Genomic DNA, 15,448 nt, shown 5'->3' on the forward strand with positions numbered 1-15,448 from the left:
TCGAACGACTTTCAGCCCTTCTCCGCGCGATACAACTTGATGATCGCCGAGAAGTCGAGCTTGCCATCGCCGCGGCTGCTCATCGCCTGATAGAGCTGCTGCGCGAGCGCACCCATGTATGCGGGCTGATGCGCGCCCTTCGCGGCATCGGTGGCGAGGCCGAGATCCTTGAGCATGAGATCCGTACCGAAGCCGCCCGTGTAGCCGCGCGAGGAAGGCGCGGTCTCGATCACGCCGGGGTACGGGTTGTACGTATCCGAACTCCAGCAACGGCCCGTTGACGTGTTCATGATGCCGCCCAGCACCTTCGGGTCGATGCCGAGTGCTTCGCCCAGGGCCATCGCCTCAGCCACGCCCGCCATCGTGATGCCGAGCACGAGGTTGTTGCAGATCTTTGCAACCTGCCCCGTGCCGGTCTCGCCGCAATGGACGATGTTCTTGCCCATGCCCGAAAGCACCGGCTTCACGCTCTCGTAGAGCGCGGCAGTCGCGCCCACCATGAACGTGAGCGTGCCCGCCGCCGCGCCGCCCGTGCCGCCCGACACCGGCGCGTCGACGAACGCGTTGCCCTGCGCGGCGGCGAGCTTCGCGAACTCCTTCACGCTCGCCGGATCGATCGTGCTCGAATCGATGATCGTCACGCCCTTCGCGACGCCCGCCAGCACGCCGTCCTCCGCGGTGAGCACGCCACGCACGTGCGCCGCCGCGGGCAGCATCGTGATGACGCACTCGGCGCTGCTCGCCGCGGCTTTCGCCGAGGCGGCCTTCTGTGCGCCCGCGTCGGCGAGCGTCTGCATCGCGCTCGCGCTCAGGTCGAACACCGACACCGTGTGGCCGGCCTTGAGCAGGTTGAGCGCCATCGGCGCGCCCATATGGCCCAGCCCGATGAATCCGATTTTCATGAACCCGTCTCCTTTATTGGTCAGCATTCCTCTCTTATGTCGCGCAGCGTATCAGCGCAGGCTGATCGTCGTGTTCACGCCATCGCTCACGGTTGCGTCGTCGAACCAGCGCGCGGTGACCGTCTTGGTCTGCGTATAGAACTGCACGACCTGCTTGCCGTACGGGCCAAGATCGCCAAGCTTCGAGCCGCGCGAGCCCGTGAAGCTGAAATACGGCACCGGCACCGGAATCGGAATGTTGATGCCGACCTGACCGATGTCGATCTCGCTCTGGAATTTGCGCGCGGCCGCGCCGCTTTGCGTGAAAAGGCCCACGCCGTTGCCAAACGGATTCGCGTTGACGATGCGAATGGCCTCGTCGAGCGTGTTCGCCGTGAGCACCACGAGCACCGGCCCGAAGATCTCATTCGTATAGATGTCCATGTTGGTCTTCACATTCGTGAACACCGTAGGTCCAATGAAGTTGCCGTTCTCGTAGCCCGCCACCTTGACATCACGACCGTCGAGCGCGAGCGTCGCACCCTGCTTCACGCCGGAATCGATGAGGCCGAGAATGCGCGCCTTGGCCGCGCGCGAAACAACCGGACCGACGTCGGTCTTCGGCTCGTGGCCTGCGTTGACCTTCAATGTCTTCGCCTTCTCCACGAGCTCGTCCACCCACTGCTGCGCGCCGCCCACGAACACGGCCACGGAGGTCGCCATGCAGCGTTGTCCCGCTGCACCGAACGCCGCGCCAACGAGCGCATTGAGCGCCTGCTCGCGATTCGCATCGGGCAGCACGACCGCGTGGTTCTTCGCCCCCATCATCGACTGCACACGCTTGCCGTGCTCGCTGCCCAGACGGTAGACATGGGTGCCCACGGCCGTCGAGCCGACGAATGAAATCGCCTTCACGAGCTCGTGCGTGCAAATCGCATCGACGACTTCCTTGCCGCCATGCACGACGTTGAGCACGCCCTTCGGGATGCCTGCCTCGAGTGCGAGTTCGACGAGCTGCATCGTCGAGAGCGGGTCCTGCTCGGAAGGCTTGAGCACGAACGTGTTGCCGCAGACGATCGCCATCGGGAACATCCACAGCGGAATCATGGCCGGGAAATTGAACGGTGTGATGCCGGCGCACACGCCGAGCGGCTGCTGCAGCGTATAGGTGTCCACGCCGCCCGCCACGTTCTCGGCAAAGCCGCCTTGCTGCAGCGTGCCGATCGAGCATGCGTGCTCGACCACTTCGAGGCCGCGGAAGATATCGCCTTCGGCGTCGGGCAGCGTCTTGCCCTGCTCGGCGGTCAGCGTCTTCGCAATGCGCGGCATGTGCTCGCGAATCAGCGCCTGAAACTTGAGCATGATGCGCATGCGCGCACCAATGGGCGTGTCCTTCCACGTGGCGAATGCCGCATGCGCGCTCTTCACGGCCTTGTCCACTTCCTCGACCGTCGCGAACGGCACGCGCGCCAGCACTTCCTGCGTGGCCGGATTGACGATATCGCGCCATTCGCTGGTTTTCGATTCCACGAACTCGCCGTCGATCAGCAGCTTGACGGTCGAAACGTGAGCATTGGATGCCTGGGTCACAGCGTTCATCTTGAACTCTCCCTGATGGATTCGAACGGACCGGCCTTGGCCGGACATAGAGGAACAAACGCAAAAGCTTCAATCGTGTCGCGAGCGCATGAGCAGCGTGCATGCGAGTGCGATCACGGCGAGCGCCGCAAGGATGGAGTCGAGCGGGGAAAAGATAGTCCTGGTGATGACGAGCATGTCTGCCGCGGCGTAGAACAGGCAGTCATGCCACTCGACCGGCGCACCGGCGAAGCCGTGATCGGGTACCCGCGTGCGCACCGCAAAACACAAGCGGCCTGTACCGCCCGTTCGGGGGTCGACTGCATCTGCATCGTCTGTCTCCATCCTTGTTGTATGCGACCGTGTCTGTTGCGGTCTGCACCGAGTATAGTTATTCGAATATCCACGGCATAGAGATGAAAAAGCCCATCCGATATGCAAAAAAGCACAACTGGAAAAATGGAGACGCTGAACTGGGACGATTTGCGCTACTTCCTCGAGGTGGCGCGCACGCAACGCGCGAGCGGGGCCGCGAAACGCCTGGGTGTGGACCACACCACGGTTGCCCGCCGCGTGCGTGAGCTGGAAGCAGCGCTCGGCACGGTCCTGTTCGACAAGTCGCGCGCGGGCGGCTTCGTGCTGACCGCCGAAGGCCAGCGCCTGCTTGCCTACGCCGACGCCGTGGAAACCACGGTGCAGTCGGCCAGCGAACAGTTCGCGCTCGGCGCGCAATCGCTCTCGGGCCACGTGCGCGTGGGTTCGACCGAGGGCTTCGGGTGCTTCTTTCTCGCGCCGCAGCTGGCGCGCTTCACGGGCAAGCATCCTGACATGTCGATCGACCTGTTGCCGGTGCCGCATTTCGTGAGCCTTTCAAAGCGCGAGGCCGACCTCGCGATCATGCTGGAGCGTCCCGAACGTGGGCAGTATGTCTACACGAAGCTGTGCGACTACCGGTTGCGCCTGTACGGCACGCCGGCCTACCTGGAGAGCCACGCACGCATCCGCTCGGCCGCCGACCTGCGCCAGCACGCTTTCATCAGCTATGTCGCCGATCTGGCGTTCAGCCACGAGCTGCTCTACCTCGAACGCACGGCACCGAACGTGACGGCGAACCTGTGCAGCACCAGCGTCATCGCGCAATACCATGCTGCGCTGCAGGGCAGCGCGCTCGCCATCCTGCCGTGCTTCATGGCCGAACCGGACCCGCGCCTCGTGCCGGTCCTCGGCGACGAAGTCGTGGTGACGCGCCGTTTCTGGCTGTGCAGCCGCGAGGACCTGCGCAAGCTGCGGCGCATCACGTCGCTTTGGGACTACCTGCGCGCAGCCGCCGACGCAAATCGCCCACTGCTGATGGGCGAGTCGCCGGAAATGCACTACGTCGAGCCGTAAACCACAGCCCTCCCCGATATGCAATAAAAAACCGCACATGCACCCACCGAGGGGAATGCATGTGCGGTCTTCAGGATGAACCGGGAGATATGCCGGCGAGCGATGCTCAGGTTCCAACCGGGCGGATGGTCAGGGCGTTCCTGACCGACGTCACGCCTTCCACGCCCTTGGCGACGTCCTCGGCCCGCTGGATCTGCGATGCCTCGGGCACGCTGCCCTGCAGGATGACGGCGCCGTCCTTCGCACGCACGGTGATATTGGAAACGCTGATTTGCCGGTCTCTCGAGAGCGCGGAGCGAACCTTGCGGCTAAGGGCACGGTTGGCCGCCCGGGCCTGTCTCAATGCCGCCTTCGACTGGGTGACCTGATGCTGAGCTGCGGCGGTCGGACCGCTAGCCATGGCCGCGGGGGCTTCGGAAGCCGCGTCCTGCGCATAAACCTGGAACGATGCGGCCACGAGAGCCGTGGCTGCGGCCAGCTTGAATATCTGAATAGCCTTCATGCAGTTTCTCCTGTTGTCACAGTCTTATTGCTGACCCAGAACGGGCCCGTGCACTACACCATTCACTACGAAACATTCACGCGCGAATACGCGATGGGGAGTAACAATACTCCAACTATTTCATTCATGACGCGAAACGTGCCAGATCCGTGAATCCGCGCCACACCGTGCCGCCGGTTTTCCGCAGACGAATTGCCGCCCATGACCGGCATGAAGCCCTTCCCCTTTCGATTCGCACGGCTATTCGCCTCTGGCTCCCAAATATTGAAGCCCGATGCCAAAATGCCTTTGAAATGCTTTGCTTTCACACGCCAATTCGCCAGCATTGCATTGTGCCTTTCAAGCACTTCTGCGTAATTGCCTGGAGTGCGATCCGCTTTGGTGCATGCCATATGAATACCCGGCTAAAGCGACAATCGCGGTCACTATTGACACCTCCCTATTCGACGAGCAACGCGCATGTCGCAAGCAGCGTTGACAAAACGGACACCGGTTTAACCCGAATACCCGATCCGCAATGTCGGTGTCCAGTCGGTTCAGCTGGCCAATTGCGCCTTTATCCATCGATAGAACTGCTGGATCGCCGCCTCGCGCGGATGCCCTTCGCGCCACGTGAAGTAATAGTCGAGCGAGGCCGGAATGCGGACCTGCCCGAGTTGCACCAGTTCGCCACGCTCGATGAAACCGCGCGCTAGCTGCAGGCGCGCGGTGGCTGCGCCTTGCCCGGCCACCGTGGCCTGCAGCAGCAGACCCGCGTCGTCGAACACTGGTCCACGCTCGGGCTCGACGCCCGCCACACCCGCAGCCTCGAAGAAGTCGCGCCACGAGCGGCGCGAAAAGTGCAACAGCGGCATGCTCGCGAGATCTTCGATGCGAAAGTCCGGATAACGCGCGAGCAAAGCCGGGCTGCAAACCGCAACGACCTGGTCGTCGAGCAGCTTGCGGATCTGAAACCCCGGCTCGTCGACCCTGCGATGCCAGATGCCAATGTCGAAGGGATAAGGATCGGGCGGCGTGACGTCGGCATGCATGCGCAGCGAGAGGTCGACCATCGGATGGCGGTCGTAGAAGTCGCCGAGGCGCGGGATCAGCCAGACGGACGCGAAATCGGACATCACGCTCAGTTCGAGCCGCGTGACGCCGCTCACGCCGGGGCGCGTCGCATCGAGCGCGTCACACAGGTCGTCGAGGCTGCGGCGCACGCGCTCGGCGAGCTGCGCGCCGGCTGCGGTCGGAATCATGCGGCTGCCCGCGCGCCGAAACAGCTCGACGCCAAGCTCCGTTTCGAGCGCGCGCAGGTGGTGACTCACGGCGCTGTGCGTCAAATGCAATTCTTCTGCGGCACGGCTGAAACTGCGCCGCCGCGCAGCAGCTTCGAGGGCGCGCAGCGCCTGAAGGGGAGGAAGAGAACGGGCCATGGCGTCAAATTCTACTCACAATGCCGTCTGAAATCTCTCGCTGGCCTGGGGCGCGGCTATCGCCAATAATCGACAGCCAGGCATTCAGTCCGCTTTCGGGCTCCGTCCGCACCATGACCTCACTGAGACTGCGCGTATTCGCCGTGTTCGCGCTCGGCTATTTCATTTCGTACCTGTTTCGGGGCGTCAATCTCGGCTTTGCGCCGTTTCTCGCCCATGAGATGGGTTTCACCGCGACCGATCTGGGCACGCTCACGAGCGTCTATTTCCTCGGTTTCGCGGGCGCGCAGATTCCGGGCGGCGTGCTGCTCGACCATTACGGCCCGCGCCGCGTCACCGCGTGCGTCATGCTCGTGGCCGCGGCCGGCGCGGTGATCTTCGGCGTCTCGCACAACATGGCCGCGATGACGGTGGGCCGGCTGCTGATCGGCGTCGGCGTGTCGGTATGCCTCGGCGCCGCGTTCAAGGCAACGGCCCAGCACTTCCCCATCGCGCAGCTCACGCTCGTGAACGGCCTCGTGATGGCCGTGGGAGGCCTCGGCGGCGTGGCCGTGGGCGCGCCGCTCTCGTGGCTGCTCTCGATCGCCCCGTGGCGCACCGTGAGCCTCGGGCTCGCCGCGCTCACGGCCATCGTGGCGGCCATCATCTGGATCGGCGGACCGCGAACGCGCGATGCCCATCACCAGGCAAGCGTGCTCGAACAGTTCAAGGGCACCGCGCACATCCTGCGCAGCCACGCGTTCTGGAAAACGGCAACGTTCTCGGCCCTGACCCAGGCCGTGTTCTACGCGATGCAGTCATTGTGGGTCGGCGCGTTCCTGCGCGATGTCGTACCTGCCGGCACCGCCGATATCGGCCCGCGCGCGGCCTCGCTCGTTTCCGTGCTGGGCGGCGCGTTCATTGTCGGCAACATCGGCTTCGGCGCGCTCGCACGCAGCTTCGAGCGGCGCGGCGTGAGCGTGCAGCTCTTTTCCGGTGTGACGATGGTGCTCTTCGTACTCGTGCAGGCGCTACTCGCAGCGCGCGCGCCGATTCCCGCGCCGCTGCTTTGGGCCGCTTACGGCGCGCTCGGTGGCACCGGCATCCTCACCTATGCGGTACTCGCCGAATATTTCCCCCCGCGCCTGATGGGCCGCGTGAACACGACTTTCACGCTTGTCATCTTCATCGGCATTTTCGTTTTGCAGATCGCGATTGGCGCTGCGCTCGCGCACTGGCCCGCGGTCGACGGCCACTATCCCGCCGTCGCACATCAGTCTGTGTGGGCCATCCTCGTCTTGATGCAGGTGCTCTGCGCAGTCTGGTACTTCATGCCGTCGCGGCACGCCAGTGTGCCGCGCCACGCAGTCGAAACGCGATAAGACGCCACCCTCGCCGCACTACGCCCAGCCGGCGCGCTGCGCGAGTACGGCTCCCCTTGCTTGCTCGAATCGACGGCACGCCATCTGCCGTCGCTCCACCATCATGGCCGGGCCTTGCCGTTCACCTACCACGTGTAACGCAGGGCTCAAGTCGAGCGATGGAAACTTCCAAATCATTGGCACTCCTGATTAACATGCCAATAGAAGAAGCCTCCAAGGACCGCGACGGCGACGCGCACTGCCCTCCCTCTTCACGGGCCTGTGTCGCGCGCTCGACGATTCACGGCTTGGCATGCTCGACGCAGAGCAACTGCTCGTCGCGAGCAGCGGCATCGGCAATCTGCTGATCAAAGGCAGCGTTCGGATCGAGGGCGCCTCGCCCTGAACCCACCGACCGACTGGCCGGTTGAATCTTGCCGGTTATTCCCGCGAACCGCGACGCCACCAGCGACACCCCGGATGTGCCAATCACGCGCGACGTGAGAAAATCGCGTTTCGAACGCAAACGCGTCCGCGCGCTGACCCCAGCCCACTTTCCCGCAATTAGCCGTCGTTTCGCCTGGTTTATCGACATATCCCGCCGAATCGAGGAACGTATGTGTGGAGAACGGGTGCGTCACGTGGCGCGGCCAGAAGTTTTCCGATCCACAGGGGGTCGGCTCAGCGTAAACTCCCGCTGTTGCCATTCGATTGTGTCGATTCATGATAAAGAGAGAAACACCCATGCCAGATAACACTCACTCGCACGACGATCATTCCGACTCGTGCGGCTGCGATCTGCTACACCTGCTCGACGGCGTGGACGAATTCACTCATCACGTTTTCCCGGGTAACAAGGAGCTGTTCCACAGCCTCGCCCACAGCCAGGCGCCGCACACGCTCTTCATCACTTGCGCCGACTCGCGCGTCTCGCCGGAGATGATCACGCAGGCAAAGCCCGGGGATCTGTTCGTCTGCCGCAACATCGGCAATATCGTGCCGGCTTACGGCGAAATGCTGGGCGGCGTTTCGGCGGTTGTCGAGTTCGCGGTGCTCGCGCTCAACGTGCGGCAGATCGTGCTGTGCGGCCATACCGATTGCGGCGCGATGAAGGGGCTCGCATCGGGCGCGGCAGCCACCGCCGACATGCCCACGGTGCAGGCGTGGCTGCGCAACGCGGAAGCCGCGCGCAGCGTGGTGAAGACCCGCGGCCTGGACGACAATCAGGTCGTCCAGGCGCTCGTCGAGGAAAACGTGCGCCTCCAGCTCACGCACCTGCGCACGCATCCTGCCGTGGCGGCGCGCGTGGCCCAGGGGCAGCTCGAGCTGCAAGGCTGGGTCTACGACATCGGGCACGGCAAGGTCACTGTGCTCGACGAAGCGCGCGGGCGCTTCGAGTCGCTTCGCGAAGCGCGCGCGCGCCTGCGCAAGCGCGTCGAGGAATGACAGGAAGCTGACGCACCACGCTCTGCTCAGCCGTGCCCTCAGGGCATCGCCGGGGCTGCGGCACAGGCCGCCCCGGCAATTCCCTCCAGTCATTGCACATGAACAAAAGTGCAACAACAGAGCATTCCGCGCCTTCCCATCCCGATTTTCTCAATCGATGAGATAATTCTTTTCGAGTTAGGGGTTTACCCTAGGTCAAAATCTGACTACACTCTCGTCCGTACCCCATGCGGCGTCCTGCCGCACAAGAAAAATAATTCCGGAGGTTGGTCGCTTATGCAGTACGTTGCCGTGCCGTATCCGTTGCACCACTCGTCTCACCCCGGCTTCATCCGTATTACCGGCGCATCGCGCCGCCTCGCGCCTCGCTAGTCCAGCGCGCGTGTCCTGTCGTAGCGCTCGCGCAGCGGCAGGCGAACTCGAGCCCACTCCGCGTCATCTTCGTTTCTTGCCGCCACTCGCGTCGCGGCGAACGACGCGCGCCTTTGCGCGCATGGACGCCCGGTAATGGGCACGCACCCATCACGGGCCGAACGCCCGGTTGCCGAAGGAGAAACGTCCATGGAGTCCGCCCAGAAGTCGCACGCGAAAATCGAAGTGAAACTGCTGCTGCATCCGAACGATCATGACCGCGCCATGGCCGCCGCGAAGGCCCTCAACCTCGCGGAGCGCGAATTCTTCGCGCTGGCGCTGCATCTGGGCGCGAGCCAGATCCTGCGCCAGACCAAAACCGCCTGAGTGCACCTCGCGCACAGCGGCTCCGCTTCCTCACACCGGAAACGGATTGCGCTCGGCGAAGCCCTCCTGATGCCAGTACGGGTAGGCGGGACGCACCGTGCTCGCGGCGTCGAGCTTCGCCACCTGCTCGGGCGTGAGATTCCAGCCGACCGCGCCGAGGTTCTGCCGCAGTTGCGCTTCGTCGCGCGCGCCGATCAGCACGGTCGCGACCGTCGGCCGTTGCAGCAGCCAGTTCAGGGCGATCTGCGGCACGCTCTTGCCGGTTTCCTTCGCAATCTCGTCGATGGCGTCGATCACGCGAAAGAGGTAGTCGTCCGGGACCGGCGGCCCCTGCTCCGCCGTCTTGTGCAGGCGGCTCTTCTCCGGCAGCGGCTGGCCGCGCCGGATCTTGCCGGTCAGGCGCCCCCAGCCCAGCGGGCTCCACACCACCGCGCCCACGCCCTGATCGAGCCCGAGCGGCATCAGCTCCCACTCGTAGTCGCGGCCGATCAGCGAGTAGTACGTCTGGTTCGCGACGTAGCGCGGATAGCCGTAGCGATCGGCCACGGCCAGCGATTTCATCAGGTGCCAGCCCGAGAAGTTCGACACGCCGGTGTACAGAATCTTGCCCGCGCGCACGAGTTCGTCGAGCGTCGACAGCACTTCTTCCGCGGGGGTTCTCGCGTCGAAGCCGTGCAGCTGGAACAGGTCGATATAGTCGGTTTGCAGACGCTTGAGCGCCCCGTCGACCGCGCGCTTCAGATGAAAACGCGACGAGCCCACGCCGTTGGGATCGTCGTCGAAGCGGAAGGTCGCCTTGGTCGAGATGATCGCCTTGTCGCGTCGGCCCTTGAGCGCTTCGCCCAGGATCGACTCCGAAGCGCCGCTCGAATAGATGTCGGCTGTATCGAACATCGTCACGCCGGCGTCGAGGCAAATGTCGATGAGCCGGCGCGCCTCGGTGACATCGGTCGCACCCCACGCCTCGAAGAACTCGCCCTTGCCGCCGAACGTGCCCGCGCCGAAGCTCAGCACCGGCACCCTGAACCCTGACGCACCCAGAAAACGGAATTCCATTTCCGATCCTCCACAAAACGACGGTTGACGATGAGATGCCGACAGCCGACGAGTCTACGCGCATCGTGCCGGCGCCGACGGCAACGCCGCAGCCCCGGCGCTGTGCCGCGCGGCTGTACATAAGCGCTTGCGTAATAGAAACTGTCGCCTTTCGCTGCGGGCTTCCTGGTTCACTATCCGGTCCGCAATGTTCCGATCGGCAACCCGCGCCACTGCCCAACCATGACCCGCACTATCCCGCCTCGCCCGCCCCGCTTCGTCGCCTTTGGCCGCCCCTGCGGCGCGGAGGCCCGATGACAACCGCAGCGCAACGCTCCGCCGCGATCGGCTGGCTGCCTTACATCGTCGCCGGCACTTTCTTCATGGAGTATCTGGACACGACCGTCATCGCCACGGCGCTGCCGCAGATGGCGCACTCATTCGGCATCGGCCCGAACAGCCTGAGCCTCGGCGTGACCGCCTATATGCTTGCGCTCGCAATCTTCATCCCGGCCAGCGGCTGGGTGGCGGACCGCTGCGGCTCGCGCACCGTGTTCTTCGGCGCCGTCGTCACATTCACGGTCGCTTCGGTGCTGTGCGGGATCTCGCAAAACGTCGACGAGTTCGTGGCCGCGCGCATCCTGCAAGGCATCGGCGGCGCGATGATGGTACCGGTCGGGCGCATGATCGTCGTGCGCAGCACCGAGAAGAGCCGCCTCATGCAGGCGATCTCGACGATCACGTGGCCCGCCATCGCCGCGCCCGTGGTGGGACCGCCCATCGGCGGCTTCATCACGACCTATGCGTCGTGGCGCTGGATCTTTCTGCTGAACGTGCCGTTCGGCCTCGCCGCGCTCGCGGCCATTGCCGCCATCGTGCCGAACCTGCGCGGCGAGCAGCGCCGGCCGCTCGACCTGCTGGGCCTCGCGCTGAGCGGCGCGGCCCTCACCGCCATCCTCTACGGGGCGGAGCTCGCAAGCCAGCCCGGCGAGAACCCGTGGGTCGCGGTGGCGCTCGTTGCGGCGGGTGTCGCGATCGGGGTGATCGCGTTTGCGCATGCGAAACGCCATCCGCATCCGCTCGTCGATGTTTCCACTCTGAAAGTCCCGACGTTCTCCGTTACGATCGTGACCGGCTCGATCACGCGCATCGGCATCGGCGCCGCACCGTATCTGATGCCGCTGCTGTTCCAGATCGGCTTCGGCCTCACGGCGTTCAAGTCCGGCCTGCTGCTGCTCGCAAGCGCGCTTGGCAATCTCGGCATGAAGGCGCTGACCACGCGCATTCTCGAACGATGGGGCTTCCGTCTGGTTTCGGTCGTCGACGTCGCCATTGCCGGCGTCTCGCTGATCGCATGCGGCATGCTCACGCCCGACACGCCGCTCGCCATCGTGCTGATCGTCGTGTTCGTCTACGGCGTGACGCGTTCGATGCAGTTCTCCACGCTCGCGACGCTGGCCTATGCCGACGTCGCGCAGCCGCAGATGAGCGCCGCGAGCACGCTCTGGAGCGCGGCGGCGCAGATGACCATCGGCCTTGGCATCGCGTTCGGCGCGCTCGCGCTGCGCGTGGCGGCGACCGTCAACGGCGAGACGACCGGCCACGTCTTCACGCTCGAGGACTTCCGGCTCGCGTTCCTCGGCGCCGGCGTGCTCACGCTGCTCTCGGTATGGGGTTATGCGCAGATGGCGCGCGACGCCGGCCACAACGTGGGCGGCGGCTCGCGCAGGCAGCGCGCATAGCGAAAAGCGCGCGAGGCAGCGGCTTCGTGGCGTCGGGCGACGCCTCGCGCCGTGTTAATCGGTGATCCTTGCGCGCACGGTGTACGGCTCTTCCTCGCCCACTTCTTCGAGCGCCGCAGCGCGGGCATGCGCCATGTGAAACTCGGTCGACAGCGGCTCGACCGGGTAGCCGTGGCGCTCCCAGGCGTCGAGCCCGCCCTTGAGCGCGCGCGCATGGTAAATGTGCTTGTTGCGCAATTGATTGACGATGCGCTTGGCCGTCGCCTCGTTAGGGCAAACGCAATACACCACGATCGAGTGCCCGATCAGTTCGGGCGGGAGTTCGTCGCTCGACTCGAGGTTCAACGGCCGCGCGCCGGGAATGCGGTAGGCCTCCTTCGCGCGCACCGATTGTGGGCGCGCGTCCAGCACGATGGGCGGCGCGCTGGATTTCATCATTTCGTCGAGCTGGTCGGGCGAAATGCGATGCGTCGCGAGCCAGTGGCGGAACTGCAGGCGCCGCAGCCAGCGCCAGGCGAGGAACAGCACGCACGCCACGGCGAGCACGTCGAAGATCGTCATGCCGTTCGCGCGCACGAACGCCGCGAAGCGCACGATTTCGGCATGCAGCGCCGCGCCGCCCAGCAGCCACGTACCCGCCCACAAGGTCGCGCCTACAGTGTCCCAGAGCAGAAAGATGCGCACGTCCACCGAAGTCGTGCCGAGCAGCGGCGCCGAGATGAGGCCGAGACCGGGCACGAACTTCGCCACGGAGAGAATCGGCGCGCCGTAGCGTTCGAAGACGTTGCGCGCGATCCGGATCGTGGTGTCGAGCGACAGCGAAAAACGCACGAGGCCGTTGAGCAGGCGCCGGCCACGCTTGCGCCCCGCCGCGAACCAGAGCGAGTCCGCAAGCAGTGTGGCGATCACCGCCGCCAGCATCAGGCTCGTGTATGACGTCTCCCCTCCGGCCGCCATCGTGCCCGCGAGAATCAGCACCGGCGCGGCCGGCACGGGAACGCCTAGCTGCGTGACGAGCACGCTGAGAAAAACCGCTCCGGCGCCGAAATCGGGTGGAATCGCGGTGGGGAGCGTCAACATTTCGAGATAGCCTGCGCGCAGCGTTCGGTCGAGGTAAGGAAACATGGCGCGATGAGCGCGCCAGCTGAGGGTGGAGATTACCGCAACGAGCATTTCCTTGCTCACCCCGGCGCAGATGTCACGCCGGGTCACGGCGCTACCGAACGCCGCGATCCGGCCCCGCGACCATCGCTTCGCTCGCGTGCGAAACGATGCTAGTCTCGACAAAGTTGCTCTCTTCCAGCGGTCTTCCGTTAAGAAACATGCGTTACTGGCATCTCGACCGACCGAGGCAGACGGGTCAATTCGACCTTTCGCGCGTCACCAGCCTCGTTTCGGCCATCGGCCGCGACGATGCCAACGCGCTCGCCGCCGAAGTGCTGAACATGCTCGGGCCGGCCATTTCGGTCACGCAATGCACGGTGTTCGCCTACGAATTCGGCAACCGGCCGCGCACGGTTTCGGTGGCCGATCATCGCGGCGGGCGCTTCCTGCGTGACGTCGCCGACACCTACGCCCGCCTCTTCTACGCACTGGACGGCAACCAGCAAATCGTCACCGGCGCCACGGCTGAGAGGCCCGGCTCGTCGCTCGTGCTGCACTGGCAAAGCAGCGCCGACATCGAGCACGACGGTTACCGCACCGCGTGCTATGCCACGCCCAATGTGTCCGACCGGCTCTCGCTGCTGTTGCAGCCGGCCGCCGATATCTGGCTGTCGGTGAACCTCTACCGCGAGCGCGACGCCGGCAATTTCCAGCCGGCCGAGGTCGAACTCGTCGAGTCGCTTGCCCCGCTCATTGGCGAATCGGCCCGGCACCACTACACGATTCGCGGCCAGCGCCAGCTCGGCATTCCGCAACTCATGCTCGCGCGCCTGCGCGGGCTGTGCCCGACGCTCTCCAAGCGCGAACTCGACGCCCTGCGCGGCGTGCTCGAAGGCCGCAGCGCCGTGGAAATCGCCGAGTGCATGGGCGTGAAGCCGAGCAGCGTCGTGACGTATCAGAAACGCGCGTACCAGCGCCTGGGCATTTCCAGCCAGCGGCAGCTCTTTGCGCTCTGCCTCGGGCCGGACCACGCCTAGCCGCCGTCCCAAGCACGCGAACGCCTGCGCATCCCGCCCCGTTGTAAGCCCGCTGTACCCAAATTGAGGACAGCGGCCCACCGCGCACGCTCCATACTGCCTCCATCGCCAGCGGCTTCCTTGCCGCGAGGTGCAAGGCCCCGGCACGGCATCCGCGCCGCAGCGGGCCGCCAAGAACAAGATGACTTTCGTATCGGAGACGCATTTCCCCATGCCCCCCTTCGCCCTTTCTTATGAGGCCGGCGCGCGCGCCGGCAGCGACAGGAACACTCGATGAGCGCCGAATTCAAACCGTATCCGTTCGAGGCGAAGCAGTACGCCGCCCGTCTGCCCGAATGCGAAGGCGGCCGGGAAACTCAACGCCACGCCGTGACGATCGTCGGCGGCGGCCCGGTCGGCTTTGCCATCGCGCTCGGCCTCGCCAGGCACGGCGTGCGCTCGGTATTGATCGAAGCCGACGAGTCGGTCTGCTACGGCAGCCGCGCGATCTGCATCTCGCGCCGCAGCCTCGAGATCATCGAGCGGCTCGGCGCGCTCGACGGCTTCCTCTCGAAAGGCCTGCCGTGGACCGGTGGCCGCAGCTTCTATCGCGACGACGAAGTGCTGCACTTCACGATGCCGCAGGACGAAAACCAGAAGCTGCCGCCGATGGTCAACCTCGCGCAGTACCACATCGAGCAGTTTCTGCTCGATGCCGCCGAGCGCCACGCCGACCTCATCGACATCCGCTGGCGCACGAAAGTGACGGCCGTGCAGCACGACGCGCATGGCGCGACGCTCGCGCTCTCCACACCCGTGGGCGACTACACGGCGCAGACCGACTGGCTCATCGCCGCCGATGGTGGCCGCAGCACGGTGCGCGAGTCGCTCGGCCTGAAGCTTCAGGGCACGAGCTACGAGGGCCGTTATGTGATCGTCGACATCCTGCTCGACAGCGCGCGGCCGACGGAACGGCTCGCGTATTTCGACCCGGCGTCGAATCCCGGTTCGACCGTGCTAGTCCACAAGCAGCCCGACAACGTCTGGCGCATCGACTATCAGCTGCGCGACGGCGAGGACGCCGACGAAGCGATCAAACCCGAAAACGTGATGCCGCGCGTGCAGAGTCTGCTCGACATGATGGGCGAGAAGGCGTCGTGGTCGCCGGTCTGGATCACGATCTACAAGGCCAACGCGCTCACGCTCGAGCGCTATCGCCACGGCCGCGTGCTGTTCGCGGGCGACGCGGCACACCTCGT

The 15,448-nt window shown here is 65.1% G+C and carries 16 protein-coding genes; 7 read left to right on the top strand and 9 right to left on the bottom strand.

Going from position 1 to position 15,448, the window contains the following annotated elements; translation table 11 throughout:
* Window positions 1-11: 11 nt before the first annotated feature.
* The 3 genes from mmsB to VMJ11_RS02190 all read right to left on the bottom strand — a co-directional run bounded on the left by mmsB (window position 12) and on the right by VMJ11_RS02190 (window position 2,738).
* Window positions 12-902: a 3-hydroxyisobutyrate dehydrogenase gene (gene mmsB / locus VMJ11_RS02180; protein WP_325616471.1), complete on the bottom strand. Its 891-nt coding sequence runs from the start codon at window positions 900-902 to the stop codon at window positions 12-14.
* Window positions 903-953: 51 nt separating this feature from the next.
* A complete protein-coding gene (locus tag VMJ11_RS02185; protein ID WP_325616474.1) occupies window positions 954-2,480 on the bottom strand; it encodes a CoA-acylating methylmalonate-semialdehyde dehydrogenase in 1,527 nt (508 codons plus the stop codon).
* A gap of 69 nt (window positions 2,481-2,549) precedes the next feature.
* On the bottom strand, window positions 2,550-2,738 hold the full coding sequence (locus VMJ11_RS02190; protein WP_325616476.1) for a hypothetical protein: 189 nt from the start codon (window positions 2,736-2,738) through the stop codon (window positions 2,550-2,552).
* Window positions 2,739-2,894: 156 nt separating this feature from the next.
* Between VMJ11_RS02190 and VMJ11_RS02195 the strand changes: the two genes are divergently transcribed.
* Entirely contained in the window at window positions 2,895-3,848 is a 954-nt protein-coding gene (locus VMJ11_RS02195) for a LysR family transcriptional regulator (protein ID WP_325616478.1), read from the top strand.
* A 106-nt stretch (window positions 3,849-3,954) separates the two neighbouring features.
* Here the strand turns inward: VMJ11_RS02195 and VMJ11_RS02200 are convergent, their stop codons facing one another.
* From VMJ11_RS02200 to VMJ11_RS02210, 3 genes are all read right to left on the bottom strand, one after another.
* On the bottom strand, window positions 3,955-4,350 hold the full coding sequence (locus tag VMJ11_RS02200) for a BON domain-containing protein (protein WP_325616480.1): 396 nt from the start codon (window positions 4,348-4,350) through the stop codon (window positions 3,955-3,957).
* 65 nt (window positions 4,351-4,415) lie between these two features.
* Window positions 4,416-4,742: a hypothetical protein gene (locus VMJ11_RS02205; protein WP_325616482.1), complete on the bottom strand. Its 327-nt coding sequence runs from the start codon at window positions 4,740-4,742 to the stop codon at window positions 4,416-4,418.
* A 144-nt stretch (window positions 4,743-4,886) separates the two neighbouring features.
* Window positions 4,887-5,768, bottom strand: coding sequence for a LysR substrate-binding domain-containing protein (locus tag VMJ11_RS02210; protein WP_325616484.1), 882 nt, complete (start codon window positions 5,766-5,768; stop codon window positions 4,887-4,889).
* A gap of 113 nt (window positions 5,769-5,881) precedes the next feature.
* On the opposite strand from VMJ11_RS02210, the gene VMJ11_RS02215 reads away from it, so the two are divergent.
* Window positions 5,882-7,129 (top strand): MFS transporter, encoded by a 1,248-nt coding sequence (locus tag VMJ11_RS02215; RefSeq protein ID WP_325616486.1) that lies wholly within the window; start codon window positions 5,882-5,884, stop codon window positions 7,127-7,129.
* A gap of 280 nt (window positions 7,130-7,409) precedes the next feature.
* Here VMJ11_RS02215 and VMJ11_RS34390 read toward each other — a convergent pair whose 3' ends face one another.
* Entirely contained in the window at window positions 7,410-7,703 is a 294-nt protein-coding gene (locus VMJ11_RS34390) for a hypothetical protein (protein ID WP_414694269.1), read from the bottom strand.
* A gap of 149 nt (window positions 7,704-7,852) precedes the next feature.
* Between VMJ11_RS34390 and VMJ11_RS02225 the strand changes: the two genes are divergently transcribed.
* Window positions 7,853-8,554 carry a carbonic anhydrase gene (locus VMJ11_RS02225; RefSeq protein ID WP_325616488.1) on the top strand — a complete coding sequence of 234 codons (702 nt, stop codon included), beginning with the start codon at window positions 7,853-7,855 and terminating at the stop codon, window positions 8,552-8,554.
* 561 nt (window positions 8,555-9,115) lie between these two features.
* The gene (locus VMJ11_RS02230) at window positions 9,116-9,292 is read left to right on the top strand and encodes a hypothetical protein (RefSeq protein ID WP_325616490.1); all 177 of its coding nucleotides are present in this window, start codon (window positions 9,116-9,118) and stop codon (window positions 9,290-9,292) included.
* Window positions 9,293-9,322: 30 nt separating this feature from the next.
* On the opposite strand, the gene VMJ11_RS02235 is transcribed toward VMJ11_RS02230, so the two are convergent.
* Complete coding sequence (locus tag VMJ11_RS02235) at window positions 9,323-10,348, bottom strand: aldo/keto reductase (RefSeq protein WP_325616492.1); 1,026 nt, start codon at window positions 10,346-10,348, stop codon at window positions 9,323-9,325.
* 293 nt (window positions 10,349-10,641) lie between these two features.
* On the opposite strand from VMJ11_RS02235, the gene VMJ11_RS02240 reads away from it, so the two are divergent.
* Window positions 10,642-12,069, top strand: coding sequence for an MFS transporter (locus tag VMJ11_RS02240; protein ID WP_325616494.1), 1,428 nt, complete (start codon window positions 10,642-10,644; stop codon window positions 12,067-12,069).
* 54 nt (window positions 12,070-12,123) lie between these two features.
* Here VMJ11_RS02240 and VMJ11_RS02245 read toward each other — a convergent pair whose 3' ends face one another.
* Window positions 12,124-13,149: a VTT domain-containing protein gene (locus tag VMJ11_RS02245; RefSeq protein WP_325616496.1), complete on the bottom strand. Its 1,026-nt coding sequence runs from the start codon at window positions 13,147-13,149 to the stop codon at window positions 12,124-12,126.
* Window positions 13,150-13,391: 242 nt separating this feature from the next.
* On the opposite strand from VMJ11_RS02245, the gene VMJ11_RS02250 reads away from it, so the two are divergent.
* Both VMJ11_RS02250 and VMJ11_RS02255 read left to right on the top strand, forming a co-directional pair.
* Window positions 13,392-14,210, top strand: coding sequence for a helix-turn-helix transcriptional regulator (locus tag VMJ11_RS02250; RefSeq protein ID WP_325616497.1), 819 nt, complete (start codon window positions 13,392-13,394; stop codon window positions 14,208-14,210).
* Window positions 14,211-14,483: 273 nt separating this feature from the next.
* Window positions 14,484-15,448 (top strand): FAD-dependent monooxygenase (locus VMJ11_RS02255; RefSeq protein ID WP_325616499.1); only part of this gene is annotated, 965 nt, incomplete at its 3' end.

Origin of the sequence: Paraburkholderia sp. (assembly GCF_035501035.1) — a bacterium.
Lineage (GTDB): Bacteria > Pseudomonadota > Gammaproteobacteria > Burkholderiales > Burkholderiaceae > Paraburkholderia.

What these genes read in the sequence shown, in the direction of transcription:
- VMJ11_RS02230 (WP_325616490.1), top strand. Translation starts at nt 9,116, where the DNA reads ATGGAGTCCGCCCAGAAGTCGCACGCGAAAATCGAAGTGAAACTGCTG.
- VMJ11_RS02225 (WP_325616488.1), top strand. Translation starts at nt 7,853, where the DNA reads ATGCCAGATAACACTCACTCGCACGACGATCATTCCGACTCGTGCGGC.
- VMJ11_RS02195 (WP_325616478.1), top strand. Translation starts at nt 2,895, where the DNA reads ATGCAAAAAAGCACAACTGGAAAAATGGAGACGCTGAACTGGGACGAT.
- VMJ11_RS02185 (WP_325616474.1), bottom strand. Translation starts at nt 2,480, where the DNA reads ATGAACGCTGTGACCCAGGCATCCAATGCTCACGTTTCGACCGTCAAG.
- VMJ11_RS02200 (WP_325616480.1), bottom strand. Translation starts at nt 4,350, where the DNA reads ATGAAGGCTATTCAGATATTCAAGCTGGCCGCAGCCACGGCTCTCGTG.
- VMJ11_RS02215 (WP_325616486.1), top strand. Translation starts at nt 5,882, where the DNA reads ATGACCTCACTGAGACTGCGCGTATTCGCCGTGTTCGCGCTCGGCTAT.
- VMJ11_RS02245 (WP_325616496.1), bottom strand. Translation starts at nt 13,149, where the DNA reads ATGTTGACGCTCCCCACCGCGATTCCACCCGATTTCGGCGCCGGAGCG.
- VMJ11_RS02250 (WP_325616497.1), top strand. Translation starts at nt 13,392, where the DNA reads ATGCGTTACTGGCATCTCGACCGACCGAGGCAGACGGGTCAATTCGAC.
- VMJ11_RS02210 (WP_325616484.1), bottom strand. Translation starts at nt 5,768, where the DNA reads ATGGCCCGTTCTCTTCCTCCCCTTCAGGCGCTGCGCGCCCTCGAAGCT.
- mmsB (WP_325616471.1), bottom strand. Translation starts at nt 902, where the DNA reads ATGAAAATCGGATTCATCGGGCTGGGCCATATGGGCGCGCCGATGGCG.
- VMJ11_RS02205 (WP_325616482.1), bottom strand. Translation starts at nt 4,742, where the DNA reads ATGGCATGCACCAAAGCGGATCGCACTCCAGGCAATTACGCAGAAGTG.
- VMJ11_RS02240 (WP_325616494.1), top strand. Translation starts at nt 10,642, where the DNA reads ATGACAACCGCAGCGCAACGCTCCGCCGCGATCGGCTGGCTGCCTTAC.
- VMJ11_RS02235 (WP_325616492.1), bottom strand. Translation starts at nt 10,348, where the DNA reads ATGGAATTCCGTTTTCTGGGTGCGTCAGGGTTCAGGGTGCCGGTGCTG.
- VMJ11_RS34390 (WP_414694269.1), bottom strand. Translation starts at nt 7,703, where the DNA reads ATGTCGATAAACCAGGCGAAACGACGGCTAATTGCGGGAAAGTGGGCT.